Origin of the sequence: Pedobacter caeni (genome assembly GCF_900129215.1) — a bacterium.
GTDB classification, from domain to species: Bacteria; Bacteroidota; Bacteroidia; order Sphingobacteriales; family Sphingobacteriaceae; genus Pedobacter; species Pedobacter caeni.
The window spans coordinates 1,293,695-1,316,987 of record NZ_FQUQ01000002.1 but is presented as its reverse complement, the minus strand read 5'-3'; the positions used below and the strand labels follow the sequence as shown (position 1 = coordinate 1,316,987).

Below are 23,293 nucleotides of genomic sequence, written 5' to 3'. Positions count from 1 at the left end.
GATTATTCTCTTTAGTTAAAATCCAACATTCAGACCTATGTTATACACTGCCTGAACAGGATACCCAAGACCTTTAGATCCCATTTCCGGATCCCATAATTTAAAGGGGCTGAACACTGCCAGATTGGAGCCATTCAAGTAAAATCTTAAGCTGGATAACCGATAACGGTTGAGCGCTTTTTTGGGCAGGTTGTAACCAATTTCCACAGATTTTAACCTCAAAAAGCTGCCATCACGCTTCCACCAGGTAGAAAACTGGTTGTTGTTGCTATTGAAACCATCGGTAAGTCTCGGCCATAAGGCGTGCAAATTCCGGTTATCTTCCGACCAATGGTCGTCTGCAATTGCTTTAAGCAAACCATTTTGAGAAGAACCATTCAGCGCAAAAGGTGTAATGTTTCCCGGGTCAATGAAGAAAGATGAGCGTGCTGATCCCTGGAAAAACGTACTGAGGTCAAAGCCTTTAAATCCTAAAGAAAATCCAAAGCCATAGATAATTTCCGGATCTGTTGATAAACCGATTGGCACTTTATCCTTATCTGTGATCTGGCCATCTCCATTAATATCGCGGTATTTGATGTCTCCTCCCATGGTTGGAATCAAGCCGCCAAAATTCTGGGTGGGCGAGTTTCTGGCCTCAATGTCGTCCACAAACAGGCGTTCAGCGATCAAACCGTATTTTTGTTCAAAAGGGAAGCCCAATCTGGATAAATGCTTTAGGCCGTCCGGGTAGTCGGGTTCTTCGTTTACCATGACTTCATTTCTGGCATAAGTAAAGTTACCCCTTGCCTGAATCCACCAGTTGGAGCCGAATGTTTTGCTATAGTCCAGTGCCAGGTCGAAGCCCTCATTTTTTGCTTTACCTACATTGGCCTGAACGGTGCTGCTAAAGCCCATTGTACTCGGAATGTTGGAGCGGTCCATCAAAATATTGCTGCGGATTGATTTGTAATAATCAAACACCATTGAGAATCCGTTTTTGAAGTTCAGGTCAAAGCCCAGGTCTGTTGTTGTGGCCTTTTCCCAGGTAATTTCGTAATTTTCATACCTGCTTATAGAATAACCAGGTTTGAAATAATCCCATTTATCTCCCCAGGTAAATCCCCGGAAACGATCATTCGGATTGACATTGGAAAGGTAAAAGAACCGGTCCTGAGGTCTTCCGATCTGGTCGTTTCCAACCAAACCATAGGTCCCTCTGAGTTTAAGTCTGGTGATCACAGATTTAAGCGGTTCAAAAAAGCGCTCCTCAGAGACATTCCATCCCAGACCTGCAGAAGGGAAAAACCCAAAGCGGTGATTGGCCGCAAAACGTTCAGAACCATTATAGCCAAAATTACCTTCGAAAAGATAACGGTTATCATAAGCATAGGTTAATCTTCCTGAAAGGCCTAAATTCCTTGATGGTAATGAAGCCTGTAAATCACCTCCGTTGGCAGTCAGGTAATTTCTAAGGATCCCGATCAGCATCCCTGTAACTGCATGTTTTTCTCTGAATGTTTTGCTGTAGTTAAGTGCAAGTTCACCATATGTTGTCGTGTTCTGATTTCTGTTTCCTGTATCATAACCCAGAAATTCAGTACCACCTTCCGGATTCAGGGGGGAAAGTATACGCTCTGTACTCCCCGGAATAACACTCAGATTGTAATAAAAGGGTTTAAAACTCCGCGACACGTCAAAGTAAGAATAGCGCTGGGTATAAGCCATTAAGCGGGTCGACAAGCCTTCTGTAATTGCCTTCAGGTCCTGTTTCAATTCCAGCTGGACATTTACTGTTGAAGTATTGTATTGCTGATACCCTGACACCATCCTTGCATATGGATTCATGTACATATCTTTTGAATTGCCTATAAAGGCATTTCCAAACAAGGGATGTTTTGCGAATGGTGAATATTCTGCCGGATATACTGCAGGGAACATGACCGGATTAGACCACAATGCCGTCTGAAATACTGCTGCACCGCCATTGATCAGGTTGCCCCATTCATCGCGACCGCCAATAGGACCGGTATAATCATCAAACTGGGCAGAGGTTCTTACGATAGCTTCGGTAGTTGGTGTAAGCTTTAAATTCACGTTAGAGCGCACCGCATAATTCTTAATTTTTATGTTGTTATCAATATTGTTTTTCTTATCCGTTCTTAGAATCCCATTGTCTACATTATAAGTTCCGGCAACATAATAGCGTGCGGTACTTCCACCACCACTTACGTTCATGTTGAAACGCTGGTTATTGGTATAATCTTTAATCAGCTGCTCTATCCAATTGTTACTTGGGTACAGTAAAGGATTGTCGCCCGCAGCAGTATGGTCAATTTTATTGGGAAAATAAGGAAGTGTTTTTTCAGGATCTCTCGTTAAAACGGCTTCATTTGCCAGGTTCATATAGGTGATGTTATCAGCAAATTTGAAATTCCTGGTATTGGAAGACAATGAGTTTTCAAACCTGACATTAAACCTGGCTGTTCCTATCTCACCTTGCTTGGTGGTTACCAATACGACTCCATTGGCTCCCCTCGCTCCATATAAGGAAGAAGCGGCAGCATCTTTAAGTACGGAGAAACCCGCAATATCATCGGGCTGCAACCTGGCAAGATCTGTTCCTGTAGATTCCATTCCGTCAATCAGGATTAAAGGATCTTTTTTCCCGGCACCGAAACTGCCTACTCCCCTGATAAAGAAAGAGGCATTGTCCATACCCGGTTCGCCACTTCGCTGATAAGCCACCATTCCGGCGATACGTCCGGCGAGCATGGTCGTTAAATTTGAAGTGGGACCTTTTAGTTCTTTTGGATCTATAGTGGTAATTGAAGCCACCATACTGCTTTTCTTCTGTGTACCATAAGCCACAATGGCTACTTCTTCCAGGCGGTCCTGTGCGGACACCAATCTTACGGTTACCGGTTTGCCCTTCTGAACATACATCTCCCGGGGCTTGTAACTCACATAAGAGAAAATCAGCGTGGCTCCTTCTCCCGAAACGTCTAGGATAAACTTTCCATTACTGTCTGTCTGAGTTCCCTGTTTGGTTCCTTTAATCATCACAGAAGCATTTGGGACAGGTGCTTTATCGGCACTGTCGATAACGAGCCCTGTAAGCCGCTGTCCGGTATTTTGGGCCTTAAGCGAATTTACATTGCCAATGCAAACCAGCAGCAATAGCCAACAGCTGTACATTGAAAAAAATCTGGTAAAATTATATTTCATATTGATTTAATTTGGTTCAGCGTGTAGTCATATGCCAGCAGAATAGCGGCAGTTGGATCCCATAGATGAGCAGAATTCATAATTTATATTTGGTTGGTTTGTTGGTTTGGCAGTGTAGTATACCCTACACTATACTACACTACACTAGTGCCAAGATTATGGAAAATATTTTACAATCCAAAATTTATTTTTCAGAAGTACTTTTGAAAAACAGAATTAACAGCTCAGGAGCTGTGATCTGCATAAGGAAATGAAAATCAAAGTGATAGGAAACTAATCTATAGAGAATTTCTTCTGATCAGTTCATTTTTCATGATGTGTCTTATGGGTTTTCTGAATAGGACAAACTCTGCTGCCATTTCGCCCATTTTTGCAAAATCAATAGAAAATGTAGTAATTCCGTCAAAAATTATTTCTTTGACATTGTCATCATTATGAGATAGGATCCCTAAGTCCTTACCCGGTTTTAACCCCTTGATTTTAGAGTCCTTAAGGATTTCCCATAATTCTAAATTATGAATGGTAAAGTATACTTTATCTGGTGCGATACTACCTGGTTCATATTTACTTTTTACGATGCCATTGACCTTATAGTCTTTGATAAACCGCTGAAACGAGTTCAGGATATCATTTGGCTCTGCTGATTCCTGCTTAAAAAAGAAAACAAACTGTTCAAATTCTTTGATCCGGTCTGCAAGTTCCTCAAAAGCCTTGTAGGATGACTCTTTAAATTCCTGTACAATAAAGGAATGCTCTTCGCTCAGCTCCAGCTGCCGGTCTACAATCAGCAGCTTATTCATTGGAAATTGTGCGACCAGAGGGATTGCTTCAGGCGAATCAATCGGAGCGATCACATACATCCCGTATTTACCTTTAACGTTATTTATCGTATTCTCAAATACGGCGAAATTGTTATGGTGAAAGAAAAGATCCAGCTGGACATTTTCGCCCAATTTATTCCTGAAAGTCTGGTAAAAGGTTTCCTGAAAGGTATCAAATGCATAGATCAACAAGCAAACCCTAAGATGCTGTTCCGTATCCTCGTTGGCAACAAAATACCCTTTTCTATGTTTAGATTCAATGATGCCCCGGTTTACAAGTTCCTTATAAGCCTTTGCAATGGTTTCGCCGGCAAAACCAATTTCCCTGATCATCCGGTTTACAGAAGGTAAAGCATCTCCCCTGACCAATATCTTTTGATCCAGGGCATTGATGATTCCCTGAACCAATTGTTCATGTTTCGAAAATGTGGACACATCTTCCAGCGCTTTAATTTCTATAATTAATTGATGTAGCTTCATGCAGAAATGCGATAAACCGCAACGATGAGGTGAAGATATAAAAGTTTTTTTAATCAAAGAGTTGCGTCATGGGCTATTTTTCAATTTAGAGACCACCAATGCGGCTACACTATGCCCTATTGTATTGGTGATTGCCCTTGCCTCACTCATAAAACGATCGATACTGAGCAGCACTGCCAAACCTTCTACCGGAATTTTATGGATACTGCTTACTGTAGTAACCAGCGCCAGGAATCCGGTCCCTGGTATACCAGATGCCCCTTTTGAAGTCAGCAAAATGATCAGGACGATGTTACAGAGTTCAGAAAATGTAAAGCTCACATTATTGAGTTGCGCCAGGAACATCACAGATATTCCCAGATAAATACAGGTTCCATTCAGGTTCAGGGAATTACCTGTTACGGTAACCAGTCTTACAACCGGTTGCTTCAGCCCAAGGCCCTCCAGCTTTTCCATCAGTAAGGGGATTACAGAACTGGAAGATGAGGTACCCATCGCATACAAAAGTTCGTCTTTAATCGTACCCAAAAACACAAAAATATTCACCTTGAAAGCAGCGAGGAGGCTTGCAAGCACAGTGAATACGAACAGGAACATGGAGATATATGTTCCTGCGAGCATCTTACCGATCGGCACCAATGTCTCCAGTCCATAACGGCCAACGGTATAGGCAATCCCGCAGAAGGTGATGACCGGGGCAAGCAAAAAAAGATACCTTAACAATTTCAGCAAGATCAGTTTTATCCGGTCAATCACCACGAGCACTTTGTTTCTGTACTTATACTGGTTGATAAACAGACCAATCACAATGGCCAGCACCAAGATAATGAGCATGCTGTTTTGCAGGACCACATTTAGCCATTCATGATAATTACTCTCCTCTACTTTCGGGGGAGAAATTGTCTCTAAAAAGGTCCGGTCTATTCTTCCTGGCTTAATCAGCAACCCACAGCAAATGCCAAAAATGATGGCAGTACTGCTCACAAGGATGAAATAAACCAGGGCTCTGATCGTAATCCTTCCGGCAAGTCTCAGATTTTCCATACTGCCAAACAAGCTCACAATACTCAGAAAAATGACTGGCGGAACAAAGGGTTCAATAACAGTAACGAATGAAGTACCCACCCATTGCATTCCCATAGAAAGCTTCGGAAAACAAACACCGCAGAGCGTTCCCATAACGATGGCAGCAAGTATCTGCAAGCTTAGGTAACGATTCAGCTTGTGTAAGTTCAGCTCTGTTTTTGTCGGGATGCTCAAATCTTCTGGCCGGATTTTTTTGATGAAGATACTCAAAACCTTTAGTTAACCGGCAATCAAAGGGCTTTCGTTTTTTATCGTTTTGCCTGGCCCGTCTCCTTCTCCCCTAAACCTCTGGAATTAAGAATGTTTTCATTTAGTTTATGCCGGCAAATTTTCCTTCTTTAATTTCAGCATCCTCATTGCTCCATTCCTGTTCCTCTCCCTCTGCTACCGGATTGAATTCTTTTTCACTTTTGGCGATGACAATCGTAGCGACACCATTACCGATGATATTCGTCAGCGCACGCGCCTCACTCATAAACTTATCTACACCGAGTAAGAATGCCAGTCCTTCAACCGGTATTTTGTGCAAGGCAGTTAGCGTAGAGGCAAGTACGATAAACCCACTTCCGGTAACACCTGCAGCCCCTTTTGAGGTGATCATTAAGATTCCGATGATGCTGAGCATTTCCCAGGCAGAAAGCTCCACTCCATAAAGCTGTGCAAGGAAAATCACTGACATAGAAAGATAGATTGAGGTTCCGTCAAGATTAAAGGAATACCCTGTTGGAATCACCAGTCCGACCACAGACTTACTGCATCCCATCTTTTCGAGTTTCTGCATAATTGATGGAAGGGCAGATTCTGACGATGAGGTTCCCAGAACCAGCAGCAATTCCTCCTTAATGTATTTGATGAACTTCCAGATGCTCATCTTGTAATATTTCATAATCCCTCCAAGAACAAGGAAAATAAAAATTCCCATGGTCAGGTATACCGTTCCCATGAGTTTAGCCAATGGAACAAGGGTGTGAAGACCAAATTTTCCGACAGTATAAGCCATTCCTCCAAACGCACCAAGGGGTGCCAGGTACATCACATACTTTAATCCAAGGAAAACGATTTTGGACAAACGACCTAAACCCGTCACTGCTTTTTCCCTGTGTTTTGAATAATTGAGAATAATACCCACAATTATGGCAACCAACAGCACCTGAAGCGTCAGGTTGCTCATAAAAAACTCCATCCAGTTGAACTCCTTTGCAGCTCCTGAGGTATATTTAGAAGCATCTCCGACCTGAAGTTTTGATTTATCAATGTTTCCCGGCTTTAACAGAACAGCCATTAAGATCCCAATTGCAAGGGAGAAGGTCGATACGACCTCAAAATATAAAAGTGATTTCAGGCCGATCTTACCTACCTTTTTCAGGTCCCCGATCCCGCTAATCCCAAGAACTATGGTTAAAAAGATAATGGGCGCAATGAAAAGTTTGATGATATCGATAAAAGTCTTTCCAATAATTTCCATTTTCACTGCGGCAGCAGGCGCATAACTGCCCAGTACTATACCGGCAATAATGGCAATAAGTACCCAGAAAGTCAGGTTGGTAACGATCCGCAGCCATATGCTTAATGGTCGTTTCTGTTGCTGAACAGCAGTTTGAGGTGATTTTTCAATTAACATGTGGCTCTTGTTTTATTGGTCTGTATTGATATGGAGGATAAATCTGCAAGAAAGATCAGGTTTTCTATCCTAAGTTTTATATTTGGTTGTTTCCCGGACAACAAATTGCCCTACCCGGAACTTAAATATGGGTATAAGGAGCCTTGAAAATGGATTTATATCAATAAACGACAGGATAAATAAACAAACGACCGAAACTGAATAAACCACCATGAAAAAATGATCCTGCTGCTAAACCTTATCTTTTTAATTTTGGTCCTGAGGCTTTCCTTCGAAAAGAGCGTCATGAATGTCCTCTTGAATGGGAAATGGCCGGGTGTGATCTATATGCAGCATATCCTGTTCTGGCTAGGTTTTATTGGCGTTAGTGGTTACGTTTACCTCAGTTTGTTTAATGTACAGGAAGCGCTATACCGGCTCCTGTTTATGCTGGCGATTAATATTCCACTGTACCTGTTATGCTTTAAAAGACTCGTTCCTCAATACTACCAAACTAAAAGATATGGGGAATATGTGCTGTATACGGCTGGTATTTTTGTGATCTCCAGTCTGATCAGAATACTGCTTGAACCTGAACTCTTCAACAATGGAATTGAAGCCGAAGGAAAGTACATCTTTATGATTTACCTCACACAGATCATCATTATTCTCGTTCCTTCCATGCAGGGCATATCGAGGTATAAACTGATGGTGGAGCAGGAACTGGCAGAACTCGTGATCAGGAAAAAAGAAGCGGATCTGGAGCTGGTAAAATCAAAGATCAACCCACATTTTCTCTTCAATACCCTGAACAATATCTATTCACATAGCTATGCCACAGACAGCGATTCTGCAAACCTGATTAAACAATTAAGTCTGCTGATGCAATACACCACTTACGAGGTGGAGAAAAAGACGATCCCCATAGAACGGGAAATCCAGATGATTACCGCATTGGCAACACTATATCAGCTAAAAAGTAAAAGCAAGCTGGATATGGAGCTTGACTTTGAAGCGAATGAACTTTTTAGTGTGATGGAGATCCCCCCTACCATATACCTCACTCTTTTTGAAAATGCAGTCAAATATTCTGTTATAGGACAGGATGAAGATGCCTATATCAGGCTTAAACTATCGCTCGATGATTCGGTAGCGAGCTTCTCAATTTCAAATTCCATCTCTGAGGAGAAAGTAACAGAACATTCACCATCCTACAGGGGCGCAGGTCTTCAGGTCTTGAAAATGATGCTGGATAACCAATATGGGGAGAATTACACTTTGGAATCTGTGCAGAAGGGCGTAGATTACAGCACCCTATTAACCATCAGAATATGACCGCTATCAAAGCCATTTATGTTGATGATGAGTCTCCGGCATTGGAACTCATTCGTAAATACTGTGACGATCTCCCTGAAATTGAGCTTCTGGCTTGTTTTCTTGATCCAAGGAAAGCGCTGGCCTACGATCGTCTTGATGAGGTGGAGTTGTTTATCCTGGATATCGAAATGCCGGGCCTTTCCGGAACGGAGATGCTGGCGTTGATCCCTAAGGGCAAATTAGGCATTTTCATTACCGCTGATCCGACTCATGCAGCAAAGGCCTACGACCTGGACGTTATTGATTATCTGGTTAAACCTGTTTTTCCGGAGCGTTTTGTTAAGGCTGTTCAAAAGGCCATTGACTATAGAAAGGTAACTGATACCGGAACTGAAGAAGAATTTCTGATCTTCAGATCAGACTATATGTTAAATAAAATCCCTTTGAAGGACATACAATGGATTGAGGGTTTTGGAGAATACCTGAAGGTCATCACCAGATATAAACAATACATGGTTTTACAGCGTTTCTCTGATTTCATTGAAAAGAATGAAAAGCTTGGTTTTGTCCGGATCCATAAGTCTTATATTGTACAGAAAGGGCATATATTATCTCATAACTCCCAGTTCGTCCTATTAAAGGATGGTAAACAGCTTCCGGTCGGGAGAACTTATAAAGATGGAATTAAGTAATTTTCTTATTATTCCATAATTCTATCCACTCTTCTATTTGTAATAATTCTAAATAAGTATATATTTGTCAAAAAAAGCCACACGGTTTCGGACCCGTGTGGCTAAATCCGGATAACCGGTCACCTTTAATCTCTTATTAAAAGTTATGCAAATTAAAAAAATTTTGCTACTAACCGTACTATGTATTTACGGGATCTTAACCTATGCCCAAAACCGGAGTTCCAGTTTAAGCGGGCATTTAAAAAGCAGCTCAGGAACCTCTATTGCTGCAGCCACTGTTAAACTTCAAAATCAGGCTTACAAATTAGTTTCTGATGAAAAAGGGGAATATCGTTTTCCCAGTTTAAAACCAGGCAATTATGTCGTTCATATTTCAGCTATGGGTTTCAAACCCCAAAAGCAGGAGGTCAGGATTAACGAAGGAGAAGATGCCAGATTAAACTTTACCCTTACAGAATCTGCAGAGCAAATGGAAACAGTGACTGTAATCGGCCGCACTCCTATTCAGGAAATCAATCAGCAAGCCTTTAATGTCAGCTCCATCGATGCCAAAAAACTACACAATTCTACCTTAGATATTGCCAGTGCACTGGATCGTGTTTCCGGGGTAAGGGTTCGTGTTGCAGGAGGACTGGGATCTCAGATGGAACTGTCTTTAAATGGCTTTACCGGCAGGCAGGTTAAGTTTTTTATCGATGGGGTACCTATGGATAACTTCGGTTCCTCTTTTCAGCTGAGCAATATTCCTATCAACCTGGCGCAACGCGTTGAGGTTTATAAAGGAGTAGTTCCGGTATGGCTGGGTTCTGATGCACTGGGTGGGGCCATTAACATCGTCACTGATAACAATTTGAAAAGTTATGTGGATGCCTCCTATTCTTATGGTTCATTTAATACCCACCGTACCTTCTTCAATGCAGGTTATACCTCTGAATCGGGATTCAAATTCCAATTGAACGCTTTCCAGAATTATTCTGACAACGATTACAAGGTGACCACAAGTACTGCAGATCTTTTTACAGGTCAGTATTACCCAAACCAAAAGTTTAAACGCTTTAACGACACTTATCATAATGAAACCATTATTGCAGGTGCCGGAGTGGTTAATAAAAGCTATGCTGATCAGTTGATGATAGGTCTCACCATGGGACAAAACTATAAGGAAGTGCAAACAGGCATCCGGATGGCAAGTGTATTTGGTAAGTGGTTCAGGGAAGGTAACATCATCATGCCCACCTTGAAATATGCGAAGAAAGATCTGTTTGTAAAAGGTCTGGACCTAAGGGTAAATGGTAATTTCAACCTCGGAACAGAAAAAAACATTGACACCGTATACCGCCGTTACAACTGGCTTGGACAATTCCGTGAATATGCCGGAGCAGGGAGTGAACGTGAACGCAGTTTGTATAAATACAGAAATAACAATGGCCTTGCAACAGCTAATTTAAGTTATGTATTAAATGAACATCACTCTTTTTCCCTCAACAATGTGTTAAATACCTTCAACAGGAAAGGACATGATGAGCTAGATCCGACAAAGGCCATCTACGAACAACCTTTTATCAGCAATAAGAACATTTTAGGATTGGGCTACAAGTACAATGCATCTGAAAAATGGAATACTTCCCTATTTGTAAAACACTTTTCCCAGTTAAATAAGTTCTCTATTGCTTACAATCCAAGTGGTTTATGGGGAGATGTTGCTTATCAAAATCAAAAAACCGATTATAGTAAACTGGGCTACGGTATTGCCACTACTTATTTCCTGAAACCGAATCTTCAGATCAAAGCTTCTTATGAGAAGAGTTTCCGACTGCCGGAAACTGACGAATTATTCGGAGACATAGAAAACTTAGAAGGGAACATCGGTCTTAAGCCAGAACATAGCTATAATTACAATGCTGGTCTGAGTTTCCAAACCCATATCAATAAGATACATCGCTTTAGTTTTGATGGAAGTGTGCTGTACAGAGATGCTAAAGATTTCATCAGACCATCCCTCAATCAAAATCAAACCAAGAGAACCATGGGAAATTTAGCGAGCGTAACCAATCTTGGCCTGGAAGGTGAAATCAGGTATTCATTTAAACAGCTATTTACCGCAGGAATTAACGCAACTTATCAGAACCTCCGTAATGATACCCGGTTTGAAGAGAACATGGTGATGGAAAGCCCTTTGTACCGGGATCGCATTCCTAATATGCCATTCCTTTACGGCAATGCCGATGCTTCTCTATTTTTCAAAAATGTAGGACAAAAGGGCAATACTTTAACTCTTGGTTATAATGTATTGTATGTTCATGATTACTATTTATCCTGGCCAAGTCAGGGAGAGCGCGCGGATAAATATGATATCCCCCGTCAATGGCAACAAGATGTGAATGCAGTTTATACACTGGGAAATGGAAAATACAACATCGGCCTGGAATGTAAAAACATTACCGACAACAGGATCTATGATAACTTCTCACTGCAAAAACCAGGACGTGCTTTCTATGCTAAGATCAGGTACTTTATCAGCAAAAACAGATAGTCAATGCTTCAAAACTCCAGCAAAACATTTATAAAATTAAATTCTCAAAAGATGAAAACCAACTATACTTTTTTATTACCTGTGCTAGTCCTGGTGACCATGTTTAGCGCCTGTGATAAACCCCTTCCTGATCCTTTGGATCTGGCAGACAATGATTTTGAACTAACAGGAGCGACCAAATACATCATTGCAGCCACTCCGGTCGGTACTTCCGGAATTGCGGATTATCTGTTGACTGCTGCTGATCTGGACCAGGGAAAAATCACAACCAGAGGAAATGGAATGGAGCAGGAAGGTTCTTACCGATATTATGTATCCAATAAAAACAGATTTTTCAGCCTGCTTTATGGTCAGGGAAATCCGGGTGCCGTAACTTCTTATAAGCTTGATGCAACAGGAAAATTAAGTAAACTCACGAATTTCCAAACGGAAACCATGCAGGTTCTCGCTCCGGCTAAGGATGACATTTTCACGATTAAGGTACCAAGATCAGGCAATGAATTTGCAACTATGTTTAGAATCAACGCACGTAAATACCAGATTGTAGGTGAGCAACAGGCAAACATAGTTAAACTGGCCGGTAATGGTGAGCGTGCTCATTTTACCTGTGCAGTGCAGACAGGAGATAAAATTTTCATTCCCTACATGAGTATAAAAGGAGAACCCAGAGGTGGTGATACTTTCGGAACAAAATATCCTGATAGTACCTGGGTAGCAGTTTATTCTTATCCTGAGCTTAGGTTCGAAAAAACCATCCGGGATAACAGGACGAGTTTTATCGGTAATTATTTTGTGAATGGAATGACAGTGACAGATGAGGGAGACATCTATGCTTTCTCTCCGGCAGCAGCTACAAATAATGGAAAGGCAGTTTCGACAAAACCGTCTGCAATTGTTCGCATTAACAAGGGAACCACAGAGTTTGATCGGAGTTATTTCTTTAATGTACAGCAAGCTGCTGGCGGACATCATATTTCTGGTCAGACCTATGTAGGCAAAGGCTTATTTATTCTGGAGATGTATCCTCAGCCCAACTCGCTGGATGGGGAAGGAAAGAAATTCGCGGTAGCCGATGTGGTCAATAAAACCTTCAAATGGGTAACCGGAGTTCCTGACAATATCACAAGTACAACGCCAAATAATTATTCGCCAAAAGATGGAAAAAAGGCCTATATCGGAATCACAACTGCCAGTGAAGGAAGTTATGTATATGTTTTTGACGCAGAGATTGCCGTAGCAAAAAAAGGGCTTCAGGTAGAAGGCGGAACAATTACTGCTATCAATGCATTAAATTATTAAATCTGAAAGGTCTGCCTCTGCATTTCAATTGAGGCAGACCTTTTAAATTAACCCTTGATTATGCACGCTTATTTAAGCTTTGCATCAACTGTTCATACAGGTCCTCTGAGACTGGTTTCTGAGGTTTGATCTTTTTAACTGTTGCCCTTTTCCCTTTGGCTTTAGACTTTATGATCTTCAATAATTCTTTGGAATAGTCATTTTTAAAAGCGCTGATGTCAAACTTTGTTGAATATTGCCTGATTAGCGCCAGACCAACCTGCAGCTCTTTCGGCTTGATGGTGATTTCTTCTTTTAACTTCAGTTCTTTGGCATCTTTGATCTCTTCCTGAAAACGGATTTTCGTAATGACAATAATTCCGTCCATGGGATGGATGACACATAGATGTTCCTGGTTTCTCAGAACAAAACGTGCAACCCCCGCCTTTTTGGATTTCAGTAATGCCTGAAATAACAATGCATATGCTTTTTTTCCCTGAGTGTCAGGTTGAGTATAATAAGAAGTTTCATAATAAACGGGATTGATCTCAGCGATATCTACAAAACTTTCTATTTCTATCACCTTCGTCTTTTCCGGCTTCACCTCTTCAAAATCATGATCATCGAGGACAACATACCGGTCCTTCAGAAAATAGCCTTTTACGATGTTTTCAAAAGGCACTTCCTTATGCGTTTTTTCATTTACCCTCTTGAATTTGATATTGGAATGATCTCTTTCATCCAACATGTCCAAATCAAGATGACTACTTTGAACTCCTGAAAACAATTTTACAGGGATATTCACTAAACCAAATCCAATAGCACCTTTCCAAATAGATCTCATCAATACATTATTTTAGGTTAACGGTTATTTTTAATCACTTTCATCAGATCGATTCCTTTTCCCAGCACAGGTTTAAAGATATCTCCCATTTCATTTGCCCTTGATACCGCATTGAAAATGGTAAAATCCTTCATTTTCAATCCCTTTTTCACTTCCTCCCAATGCAGGGGCATGGAAACCGTGGCCCCGGGTTTAGGCCTTAAGGAATAGGGAGCTGCGATGGTGGCCTGCGACCTGTTTTGAAGGAAGTCCAGGTACATCTTTCCTTTGCGATCGGCAACCACCCGCTCCAGGCTGGTAAATTTTGGCAGTTCACGGTTGACAAGCGTGACAATAATTCTGGCAAATTCCTTACTTTGATCGTAGGTATACTTATTCCCCAGAGGAATGTAAATGTGCAAGCCGGTTGAGCCGCTGGTTTTACAATAGCCAGGTACCCCCATATCATCCAGAATGGCTTTGGTTACCTGTGCAGTCTCGACTACCTGATCAAAAGAGTTCTTGTCCGGATCAAGGTCTATGATACACCAGGTCGGGTAGTCCGGTTTTTTAATGGTACTGCTCCAGGGGTGTATTTCTATGCAGCCCAGACTTGCCATATACAAAAGTGTGGCCTTATCCTTCCCCACCAAAAAGTGCTTATCAGTATCGTCCCCTTCTGCATGATAGAGATAAGTTTTGATCCAGCCAGGCACTTTCCCGGTCACATCTTTCTGGTAAAAGTTCTGTTCGGTAATCCCATTGGGATACCGGTTTAAGGACTGGGGCCTGTCTTTGAGGTATGGCAGGATAAACGGGGAGATCTGATCGTAATAGTTGATCAGGTCGCGCTTGGTTATTTTTTCTACCGGCCAGTAGATCTTGTTTAAGTTGGTGAATGTTAACTCCTGCTGGTTTACCTTTTTCACCTGTGTCTCTTCTCCTTTTTTGATCAACATATCTTTAGGATTAATGGGCTGCGGAACAACTTTATTGACCTCTGTTTCTTTTTCCAGCACCACTTCTTTCGCCTTTTTATCCTCTCTCATCCCTTTAAAAGAAGGATGTCTCATTACTCCGTCTGTGGTCATTTCTGCAAAGCTGACTTCACAGATCAACTCCGGTTTTAACCAGGTCGCTTCTGCCTGAGGGGAATTGAACCTGAACTGGTTGGGCTTATTAATGTCAGGTTCATCAGAAAATGGGCACTTATCTATAATCAGGGGCTGAAACTCCTTAAGCAATTCTCTTTGCATCTTAAGGCTAAAGCCCGTTCCGATCTTTCCTGTGTAGATCAGTTTCTTTTTTTTGAATACCCCTACTAAAAGCGAACTAAAGGGTTTGCTCGTGTCTTTATTTTTAGTGAAGCCTCCAATAACGACTTCCTGACCTTTGCTGGCTTTAATTTTCAACCAGTCTGTGGTTCGATTTCCGGGATGGTAAGCACTGTCGGCTCGTTTTGCGATGATTCCTTCCAGTCCAATGCGTTTCACAGCATTGAGGAATTCTATCCCGGAAGTTTCAAACGATTTGCTCAGCAAAATGGAAGATTTTTCAGGGATAAGTTCTGCAAGGATCGCCTGCCTGTCGACCAGAGGCAAGCCGCACAGGTCATATCCATTGTACCAAAGAATGTCAAAAACATAATAAAGGAGCTCACCATCTGATGCGTTATGCCAGTTCTGTAAGGCAGCAAAATTAGCATTGCCTTTTTTATTGACCACTACGACCTCACCATCTAAAATGGCATTGGCTCCCCAGCTTTTCAGTTGATCATATATCGGATAAAATTTGTCATTAAAGGATTTATCGTTCCTGGATTTCAGGGCTATTTTTCCTTTGTTCATAAAAGCGACCGCCCGGTAACCGTCCCATTTGATTTCGTATATCCAACCAGGTTCATCAAAAGGTTCTGCCACCAATGTGGTCAGCATTGGTTGAACCTGATCAAAAAAAGGTTTTTTAACTGCTTTTTTAAGCAGATCCTTTAATTTGTCATCAACAGGCTTTATTTGTCCGCCTTTCTTTACCAGCGCTTTAATTAATTTTTCGGTTTTTTGATCATCTGGTTTTTTTTCCATCTGTGCAATGGTCTTCCCTGAGAGGACAGATTTCTCCTTTAAAAGAATATCCGTGTCTTTAGCAAACTGATCCTCCAGTTTCATCAATAACCAGCTGTTTTCTCCTCTGCCATAAGCTTTCACCAATGCATAAGTTCCTTTCAGCTTTTTACCCTTGATGTTGATTTTAAGCTTTCCGCTCTTTAGCTGTTGCAGCAACTGCTTTTCCTGCTGTTTCAAATCATCTGTATCCGGTTCTGCAGGTGAATAAGTTCCCTGGTCCCAGACGATAACTGTCCCCCCTCCATATTGACCTTTGGGAATGATTCCTTCAAAATTCCGGTAATCGTAGGGATGATCTTCCACCATCATGGCCAGGCGTTTAATTTCCGGGTCAGTAGAAGGGCCTTTTGGAATTGCCCAGCTCTTTAATACCCCTTCCATTTCCAAACGAAAATCATAATGCAGGTGAGAAGCGTCATGTTTCTGAATCACAAAACGCAACTCCTTCCCCGTTCCCTTCCCTCCTTTGGGTTCCGGGCTGTTTTTAAACGATCTCTTTTTCTTGTATTCAGTAAGACTCATAAGAAAATGGTTTTTTATAGCCTAAAGCAGGTTGAAAGAAAACACTGACCTAGATAACAAGCTTAAAAGCAGAAAGTTTAGCTTTTTAATGCCTGTCCTGCGTGTTCACATTATTTAACAAATATTAACACTAGTTAACGCAACATTGTTGTATATTAGAATATAATTTAATTAGGGATGATTAAATTAGTTGATTATGGCCGGTAGCAGTTTGGTAGCTGCTACCACTTTTTCTATATTTACCATAATGACAAGGCTATTCATCATATCCATACTACTGCTACTTTGTGCCACTGTACCAATAAATCTAGTGGCTCAGACTTCACCTAAAAAAAACAATTCGGTGCGCATCAACGGCCAGTTTCGATATGCTGACTTTAAGATAAAAAGAGGACAGCTGGGCAAGATTAAAATCGGCATGACGGTTCGGGAGGCTGAGCAGAAGTTTAGCGGTCTAACCAGGAAAACAGATGAAGCGGGAAATTTTGGTTTTGATGGTGGTGGCCCTGCTTACCTTTACTATTCAGGGAAGAAAGTGGTGCTGGGGCTGATTCCCAAAATGGATACAGATACGATAATGTGTATCATTGCTGCAGATAAAAGGTTGTATACCACTAATCGACTGAACCCAAACTCCAGCGTTAAAGACCTTTTGAAAAAATATCCCCGGATGAAAGTTTACTGGGATGAGATGAATGGTTGGGAATTTTTTCAGGATCATAAAAATAACTGGAACTTTGTGTTTATGACGGATGAAAAAAGTAGAATAGGAAGCTATCCGGATCTGAATGTTCCCTCAAGACCTGAAAGAACGACAGCAAAAACAGATTGGATCACCATACTCTAAAAATTAAAGTGAACATTATTAACGATAGAAAAAGCTATTCATCAAGACAAAAATCCTTTTAACAATATTTAACATTTATCAACGCAACATAGTTGTATATTTGTAATGGATTTAATTAGGGATGATTAGATTTTTTTAGTAAAAAGGTAGCAGGTTTTTAACCGCTACCTTTTTATTTATTCAGAACTGTCAATGCTCCATTTTCCTCTTGCCCTAGATTTATCGTTATAATTCCTTTTATCAACGCATCAGAATTAAAAGAGATGCTGTTGATACCTGTTTCCACAAGTAATCGTGTAAAAGATTCCGAGTCACTTGCTGCCTGTCCACACAATCCAACACTTTTTCCCAGAACATTTGCCTTTTGAATCATCTGGATGATCAGCTGTTTACTGGCAGCATTCTGTTCATCAAAAAGATCAGCTATCAGTGCAGAATCCCTATCTATACCTAGTGTAAGCTGCGTGAGGTCGTTAGATCCAATAGAGAAGCCATCAAACAATTCAGCAAAACTTTCTGCAAGCAATACATTACTGGGTATTTCAGCCATCACAAGGATTTCAAGTCCATTTTCCCCGCGTTTCAGGCCGAATTGTTCCATTAATCCAATCACTTTCGCCCCTTCCTCCACTGTCCTGCAAAATGGAATCATCAGTTTGACATTAGTCAGCCCCATTTCCTCTCTAACTACTTTCATCGCCCGGCACTCCAGTTCAAACCCCGCTTTGTAACGTTCATGGTAATACCTGGACGCGCCTCTGAATCCGATCATAGGGTTCTCCTCCTGCGGCTCAAAATTCTTCCCCCCAATCAATCCTGCGTATTCGTTTGATTTGAAATCGCTCATACGAACGATCACTTCTTTCGGATAAAATGCCGCAGCAATCATGGCAACTCCCTGAGCGAGTTTTTCTACGAAATAAACTGTTTTATCAATATAATTTTTAGTTAGTGTTTCTATTTCCAACCGGTCTGATTCTTCAGTAATGCGCTCAGGATTCACAAGCGCCATAGGATGTATCTGAATCCAGTTACTGATTAAAAACTCCAATCTCAGCAAACCAACACCATGGTTAGGATAAAACGACAAAGCAAAGGCCTTTTCAGGATCAGCTAAAATAAGTTGTGCTTTAGGAGAATCCGGAAGATGGAAAGTATTTAATTCTGTAACTGTTTTCATCCACTTCAGTTCACCTTCTAATACATATCCTATTCTGCCTTGCGAACAATCGATAGTTACCACGGTGCCATCTTTGATTTGCGCCATCGCATCACCAGTCCCCACAATTGCAGCAACACCAAGTTCTCTGGCAATAATTGCCGCGTGACTGGTTCTACCTCCTTTATTGGTAATGACCCCAGCCACCTTTTTTAATATCGGATCCCAGTCCGGACTTGTTGTATCTGTAACGAGAATGTCACCCTTGTTTAATTTAAATGCATCATCTGGAGAGCTGAGCATGCACACGCGTCCACATATAATCTGACTCCCAATCGCTTCTCCTCTGCTCAATACACTACCTTTCTCCTGAAGCTGATAAGTGACCAGCTGAGACAAGGTGTTTCTGCTATGGATCGTTTCAGGCCTTGCCTGAAGAATATAAAGCTGGTGCCCAATTCCATCTTTTGCCCATTCGAAATCCATAGGTTTTTCATAGTGACGTTCGATAATCAGGGCCCATCTTGCCAGTTTCTCAATTTCAGCCTCATCCAATACAAACCGCTGACTCAATTCGTATGGGGTATCTGTATTAATCACCTCATTCACATCATCATCAGACTCTGCATAAACCATTGTTTTGCTTTTACTACCCAGTTTTTTTTGGATTATCGATTTAAAACCTTTTTCCAGACTGGGCTTAAACACAAGAAATTCATCAGGAGTGACTGTTCCTTTGACAATATTTTCTCCCAGCCCCCAGACTCCTGCTATGTGCACTACTTCCCGGAAACCGGATTCCGGCTCAAGGCTGAAACCAACTCCGGAACATCCAATGTCTGAGCGAATCATTTCCTGAACGCCAACTGAAAGAAATACTTTACTATGCTCAAAACCTTTATCTTCCCTGTATTTGATAGCCCTGTCAGTATAAAGTGAGGCAAAGCATTTTTTTACTGCATTAAGTAATGCATAGCTGCCCTTAACATTGAGATAGGATTCGTGTTGTCCGGCAAAACTCGCATCCGGTAAATCTTCAGCTGTTGCACTACTGCGAACGGCAACTTCATCCGCTCCATCACTGAACATATTTTCATATGCGCTACTGATTTGGATACTCAGGTCGTTTGACAGCCGTCCCGACATCATCAGTAACCGGATCTTTTTTCCGATTACCTCCAGATTCTCATAGCAGTTTCTGTCCAATTCTTTTAACAAAAGTTCTAATGGTTCCTTCAGATGATTAAACTGTATAAAATCCTGAAATGCAGTTACGGTGATTGCAAATCCTTTGGGAATCAGAATACCTCTTGGCGTTAGACGGTTAAACATCTCTCCAAGAGATGCATTTTTACCACCAACCAGAGCAATATCCTCCATACTAAGTTCACTAAATTTTCTAATGTACTTTTCCATAATTGAAGCTATTTATAAAAAAATCTTCCTGTAATGCACAGAATATGCCTTCTGAAGAAATGATATTTTATTGAATAAAAGAGTTAAGATTAAATCATCCTGATGAACCTAAACATCTGGAACCTTTTAAATCTAAATACCTGCAGAAGTACTGCAGGTATGAAATTAGTCGATTGCAATCTGTTTCTCTTTTTTTTTGCCGGCTCCGGATTTTTTGAGCACAATTTGCAGGAGACCATCGCTATACTTTGCTTTAACCTGTTCCTCACTGACATTCTCAGGGAGATTAAAGCTCCTGGAAAAAGAAGATTTTGAGAATTCCTTCCGGGTATAATCTTCATTTTCCTCTTCATTTTCTTTACTCGTTTCTGCACTTATGGTCAGCATCCCATCACCAGTACTCACTTTAAAATCTTCCTTTTTAAACCCTGGTGCGGAAAGCTCCAATTCATAACTTCCCTCTTTATCCCGGATATTTACTGCAGGAAGAAACTCATTATCAAAAACTGATTTATTAAAAAAGCCATCAGCATTCCAAAAATCTGCCATCATAGATCTAAATGATGGAAATCCGTTTGATTTTACTAAAGTTTTCATAATTGTTTTTTTTTAATTTAACTGGTTAAAGTTATCAAAGTGATCATTCGCAGCCAGTGACAGCGGTCACCCCTCTTATTGATCTTAATCATACTTCCCCACATGATAATTTAAGCAATCCCGGCTGGGCTCAACGATAAAAAAGGAAGTGAGAATAAAACCATATGTTGATGAAAATCAACACTTAACATGATCAAAATCAATTCAGAACAGCTTAAATATCCAGTCCTTTGTCTTAAGTAAATTTTTAATTAATCTGAAGAGTTATGAAAACAGACAATCAAATTCAAAAAGACGTAATTGATGAGTTAAAATGGGAACCGGCCCTTAACTCGTCAGAAATTGGTGTAGCCGTTAAAAATGGTATTGTAACATTATCCGGCCAGGTAGATACTTACTTAAAAAAACTGACTGCAGAGAAAGCAGCTAAAAAGGTGTCTGGCGTTAAAGCAGTTGCTGAGGATATTCATGTCGGAATCTCCCCTTCCTACAGAAAAACAGATACTGAAATCGCCGAAGCAGTATTAAATGCGTTGAGGTGGCATACCGCAGTGCAGCATGAGCAGGTCAAAATAAAAGTCGAAGATGGTATTGTACGTCTTGAAGGTGAAGTCGAGTGGGAGTTTCAAAAAAACAACGCCAGACTCGCCATAGAAAATCTCAGCGGGGTAAAATCCGTGGTTAATCTGATTAAAGTAAAGCCAAAAATTGATCCCTTAGAGCTGGAAAAAAAGATTAAAGCCGCATTTCAAAGAAGTGCAAGTATTGATGCAGCCAAAGTGCAGGTGGAGGTAGTCGACAACAGAGTAATCCTTAAAGGGAACGTACGATCATTCGCAGAAAGTGAAGACGCAGAAAATGCTGCCTGGGCCGCTCCTGGTGTCTTAAGTGTTCAAAACAAACTAGATATAATAGCGAAATCTGAATACGCCTTTTAATTGAGCAGAAGAGACTGTTCGCAATTCTAATTGCGAACAGTCCTTAATTAATCAGTTGATTTCAGGATAAAACAACAAACAAAGCCTGAACATATTCTTACCAGGTAACAGGCTAAACATTACCAGTCTTTGAGGGCATAGCCAGTAAAGGAATCTTGATGTGATAACTCATTCGCCTCGTTTTGCTTGGATCAAACAGGCTCTCTAAAAAGCTTCTTCTATGGCTGAACATCACCAATATATCAATACCATTAACCATGATATAATCTTCCATTGCCTGTTCAAAGTCTGAACCATATATATTTTCTGATACAGACTGAAGATGATATCGTTGATCTAAATATGCGCTGTAACTTTGGATCGCCCTGTTATGTTCAACAGCAGTCAACGCCTTATCCTTTTTTTCATTTGTAAACACGGCCACATGTAGTTTGACCTGAAAAAGCTCAATAATGTCATTCAAAGTTGCCCATGACTCCTCATCTTTCTCAAAATGATTGGTTGCCAGAAGGATTTTCTCTGGTTTTAACCATTTATAGTCTTTAGGGATTGCCAATACAGGAATAAGGCTTTTACTGATAATTGAAGCGGTGTACGTACCCCAAAGCTTTTCGTTGAGTTTATTTGCCCCTTTGGTTCCCATGACTACCAGCGTTGCATGGTGATCAATTCCGGCTTGAACAATATTTCCATATACCGGACTTTCATAAACGACCGTTTGAATAGGTATCTGATCATCAGCCATCACTCGATTTTTTAGTTTTGTCATTTCCTCATAGGCCTGTTCACGCAATATTTTAACATATTCAACAGTCGGCCCCGCATAATCAATATAGATCGTTTCTGCCAGGTCCAACACATGGACTACAACAATTTCTAACTGAGATAATTTCGCTATCCCAATAGCAAAATTAAGTGCATTGTCAGCACATTCCGAAAAGTCAGTAGGTACAAGTATCGTTTTCATAGTTTTTTCATTATAAAATCAGGCACATTTTTTAGGGGCGATAAATAATGGCATATCCCGTTTAATCATTAGCTCATCTGCAAGTCCCTGAACAAATAGTTCAGCAATCGGGTTCAGCTGATGTGCTCCAAGAAGTAATAATTTATTTGTTGATTCCTCAATATTCGAGAAGATCTGTGTTTTAACAGGCCCTTTTAATACCTGATAGGTAATGTTTGAAAAAACATGGTCTGTCAGTCTCATCATCTGCAAATTTTCAGGAAGATATAAAACTTCTGTATCCTCATCGTTCACTGTTAATATGGTAACAGGAAGGTCTTTAAGCGTATTAAACAGGTAACCAAACATTTTGATGGTAAATATTGATGACGGACTTCCGTCGTAAAGACAAATCAATTCTGATATAGGCTTAAAAACATCTGGCACAACCATCACCGGACAATGGGTATGAGCAAGCAGGTCAGCTATGAAATCATGAGACATCAATTCATGAGACCTGGAAAAGGTCTCATGCTCATTGATGATGATCAGGTCAGCAAACATGCTTTCATATATCAACTCCTGAACTGGCACACTTTCATCACGATGAACGGCATATCGAATGCCTGCTTCTTTACAAACTTTTTCAAAATGAAAGACTGCCAGATCACGTTGTTGTCTATCTTTTTCTTCCAGTACCTCTATCACCTCATCCGGATCGGCTTCATGTTTCAGTACCTTCCCCAGATTATAATTGTGATAAAAGAATGCATCCAGAAAAACACCGGTCAGTAAGGCGCCCGAGTCTTTGCATAACCAGGTTGCATAGTTAAGTGTACTTTCAGACATTTTATATCCGTCAAATACCGCAATAAAATTTTTCATATCAATCTGTTTTAAAATCACAT

General features: G+C 40.8%; 16 protein-coding genes. 6 read left to right on the top strand and 10 right to left on the bottom strand.

The window, feature by feature from the left end; genetic code table 11:
• Positions 1-15: 15 nt before the first annotated feature.
• From BUC20_RS13035 to BUC20_RS13020, 4 genes are all read right to left on the bottom strand, one after another.
• Positions 16-3,177: a SusC/RagA family TonB-linked outer membrane protein gene (locus BUC20_RS13035; protein ID WP_073231819.1), complete on the bottom strand. Its 3,162-nt coding sequence runs from the start codon at positions 3,175-3,177 to the stop codon at positions 16-18.
• Positions 3,178-3,485: 308 nt separating this feature from the next.
• Positions 3,486-4,508, bottom strand: a complete 1,023-nt coding sequence (locus BUC20_RS13030) for a GntR family transcriptional regulator (RefSeq protein WP_073231446.1) — start codon at positions 4,506-4,508, stop codon at positions 3,486-3,488.
• A 66-nt stretch (positions 4,509-4,574) separates the two neighbouring features.
• Positions 4,575-5,804 carry a cation:dicarboxylate symporter family transporter gene (locus tag BUC20_RS13025; RefSeq protein WP_084528812.1) on the bottom strand — a complete coding sequence of 410 codons (1,230 nt, stop codon included), beginning with the start codon at positions 5,802-5,804 and terminating at the stop codon, positions 4,575-4,577.
• 100 nt (positions 5,805-5,904) lie between these two features.
• Positions 5,905-7,215, bottom strand: coding sequence for a cation:dicarboxylate symporter family transporter (locus tag BUC20_RS13020; protein ID WP_200800937.1), 1,311 nt, complete (start codon positions 7,213-7,215; stop codon positions 5,905-5,907).
• 219 nt (positions 7,216-7,434) lie between these two features.
• Here BUC20_RS13020 and BUC20_RS13015 point away from each other — a divergent pair, with 219 nt between their 5' ends.
• From BUC20_RS13015 to BUC20_RS13000, 4 genes are all read left to right on the top strand, one after another.
• On the top strand, positions 7,435-8,529 hold the full coding sequence (locus BUC20_RS13015; protein ID WP_084528810.1) for a sensor histidine kinase: 1,095 nt from the start codon (positions 7,435-7,437) through the stop codon (positions 8,527-8,529).
• Complete coding sequence (locus BUC20_RS13010; protein WP_073231442.1) at positions 8,526-9,203, top strand: LytR/AlgR family response regulator transcription factor; 678 nt, start codon at positions 8,526-8,528, stop codon at positions 9,201-9,203. The genes BUC20_RS13015 and BUC20_RS13010 overlap by 4 nt, the downstream gene beginning before the upstream one ends.
• A gap of 145 nt (positions 9,204-9,348) precedes the next feature.
• Positions 9,349-11,736: a TonB-dependent receptor gene (locus BUC20_RS13005; protein ID WP_073231440.1), complete on the top strand. Its 2,388-nt coding sequence runs from the start codon at positions 9,349-9,351 to the stop codon at positions 11,734-11,736.
• Between the two features lie 51 nt (positions 11,737-11,787).
• Positions 11,788-13,035, top strand: coding sequence for a DUF4374 domain-containing protein (locus BUC20_RS13000; protein ID WP_073231817.1), 1,248 nt, complete (start codon positions 11,788-11,790; stop codon positions 13,033-13,035).
• A gap of 58 nt (positions 13,036-13,093) precedes the next feature.
• Here the strand turns inward: BUC20_RS13000 and ku are convergent, their stop codons facing one another.
• Both ku and ligD read right to left on the bottom strand, forming a co-directional pair.
• Positions 13,094-13,858 carry a non-homologous end joining protein Ku gene (ku, locus tag BUC20_RS12995; protein ID WP_073231438.1) on the bottom strand — a complete coding sequence of 255 codons (765 nt, stop codon included), beginning with the start codon at positions 13,856-13,858 and terminating at the stop codon, positions 13,094-13,096.
• 17 nt (positions 13,859-13,875) lie between these two features.
• Positions 13,876-16,482, bottom strand: a complete 2,607-nt coding sequence (gene ligD, locus BUC20_RS12990; protein WP_073231436.1) for a DNA ligase D — start codon at positions 16,480-16,482, stop codon at positions 13,876-13,878.
• 196 nt (positions 16,483-16,678) lie between these two features.
• On the opposite strand from ligD, the gene BUC20_RS12985 reads away from it, so the two are divergent.
• Positions 16,679-17,329 (top strand): hypothetical protein, encoded by a 651-nt coding sequence (locus BUC20_RS12985; protein WP_143166779.1) that lies wholly within the window; start codon positions 16,679-16,681, stop codon positions 17,327-17,329.
• Between the two features lie 172 nt (positions 17,330-17,501).
• Here the strand turns inward: BUC20_RS12985 and ppsA are convergent, their stop codons facing one another.
• A complete protein-coding gene (gene ppsA / locus BUC20_RS12980; protein ID WP_073231432.1) occupies positions 17,502-19,904 on the bottom strand; it encodes a phosphoenolpyruvate synthase in 2,403 nt (800 codons plus the stop codon).
• Positions 19,905-20,069: 165 nt separating this feature from the next.
• Positions 20,070-20,501 carry an Hsp20/alpha crystallin family protein gene (locus tag BUC20_RS12975; protein WP_073231430.1) on the bottom strand — a complete coding sequence of 144 codons (432 nt, stop codon included), beginning with the start codon at positions 20,499-20,501 and terminating at the stop codon, positions 20,070-20,072.
• Positions 20,502-20,767: 266 nt separating this feature from the next.
• Here BUC20_RS12975 and BUC20_RS12970 point away from each other — a divergent pair, with 266 nt between their 5' ends.
• Positions 20,768-21,439 carry a BON domain-containing protein gene (locus tag BUC20_RS12970; protein WP_073231428.1) on the top strand — a complete coding sequence of 224 codons (672 nt, stop codon included), beginning with the start codon at positions 20,768-20,770 and terminating at the stop codon, positions 21,437-21,439.
• A 112-nt stretch (positions 21,440-21,551) separates the two neighbouring features.
• On the opposite strand, the gene BUC20_RS12965 is transcribed toward BUC20_RS12970, so the two are convergent.
• Complete coding sequence (locus BUC20_RS12965) at positions 21,552-22,406, bottom strand: universal stress protein (RefSeq protein ID WP_073231426.1); 855 nt, start codon at positions 22,404-22,406, stop codon at positions 21,552-21,554.
• 18 nt (positions 22,407-22,424) lie between these two features.
• Positions 22,425-23,270 carry a universal stress protein gene (locus tag BUC20_RS12960; RefSeq protein ID WP_073231424.1) on the bottom strand — a complete coding sequence of 282 codons (846 nt, stop codon included), beginning with the start codon at positions 23,268-23,270 and terminating at the stop codon, positions 22,425-22,427.
• Positions 23,271-23,293 lie beyond the last annotated feature (23 nt).

Excerpts from the sequence above, each read along its gene's own strand:
- BUC20_RS13005 (WP_073231440.1), top strand. The coding sequence starts at position 9,349 with ATGCAAATTAAAAAAATTTTGCTACTAACCGTACTATGTATTTACGGG.
- BUC20_RS13020 (WP_200800937.1), bottom strand. The coding sequence starts at position 7,215 with ATGTTAATTGAAAAATCACCTCAAACTGCTGTTCAGCAACAGAAACGA.
- BUC20_RS12960 (WP_073231424.1), bottom strand. The coding sequence starts at position 23,270 with ATGAAAAATTTTATTGCGGTATTTGACGGATATAAAATGTCTGAAAGT.
- BUC20_RS12985 (WP_143166779.1), top strand. The coding sequence starts at position 16,679 with ATGGCCGGTAGCAGTTTGGTAGCTGCTACCACTTTTTCTATATTTACC.
- ligD (WP_073231436.1), bottom strand. The coding sequence starts at position 16,482 with ATGAGTCTTACTGAATACAAGAAAAAGAGATCGTTTAAAAACAGCCCG.
- BUC20_RS12970 (WP_073231428.1), top strand. The coding sequence starts at position 20,768 with ATGAAAACAGACAATCAAATTCAAAAAGACGTAATTGATGAGTTAAAA.
- BUC20_RS13015 (WP_084528810.1), top strand. The coding sequence starts at position 7,435 with ATGATCCTGCTGCTAAACCTTATCTTTTTAATTTTGGTCCTGAGGCTT.
- BUC20_RS12975 (WP_073231430.1), bottom strand. The coding sequence starts at position 20,501 with ATGAAAACTTTAGTAAAATCAAACGGATTTCCATCATTTAGATCTATG.
- BUC20_RS13035 (WP_073231819.1), bottom strand. The coding sequence starts at position 3,177 with ATGTACAGCTGTTGGCTATTGCTGCTGGTTTGCATTGGCAATGTAAAT.
- ppsA (WP_073231432.1), bottom strand. The coding sequence starts at position 19,904 with ATGGAAAAGTACATTAGAAAATTTAGTGAACTTAGTATGGAGGATATT.
- BUC20_RS13030 (WP_073231446.1), bottom strand. The coding sequence starts at position 4,508 with ATGAAGCTACATCAATTAATTATAGAAATTAAAGCGCTGGAAGATGTG.
- ku (WP_073231438.1), bottom strand. The coding sequence starts at position 13,858 with ATGAGATCTATTTGGAAAGGTGCTATTGGATTTGGTTTAGTGAATATC.
- BUC20_RS12965 (WP_073231426.1), bottom strand. The coding sequence starts at position 22,406 with ATGAAAACGATACTTGTACCTACTGACTTTTCGGAATGTGCTGACAAT.
- BUC20_RS13000 (WP_073231817.1), top strand. The coding sequence starts at position 11,788 with ATGAAAACCAACTATACTTTTTTATTACCTGTGCTAGTCCTGGTGACC.
- BUC20_RS13010 (WP_073231442.1), top strand. The coding sequence starts at position 8,526 with ATGACCGCTATCAAAGCCATTTATGTTGATGATGAGTCTCCGGCATTG.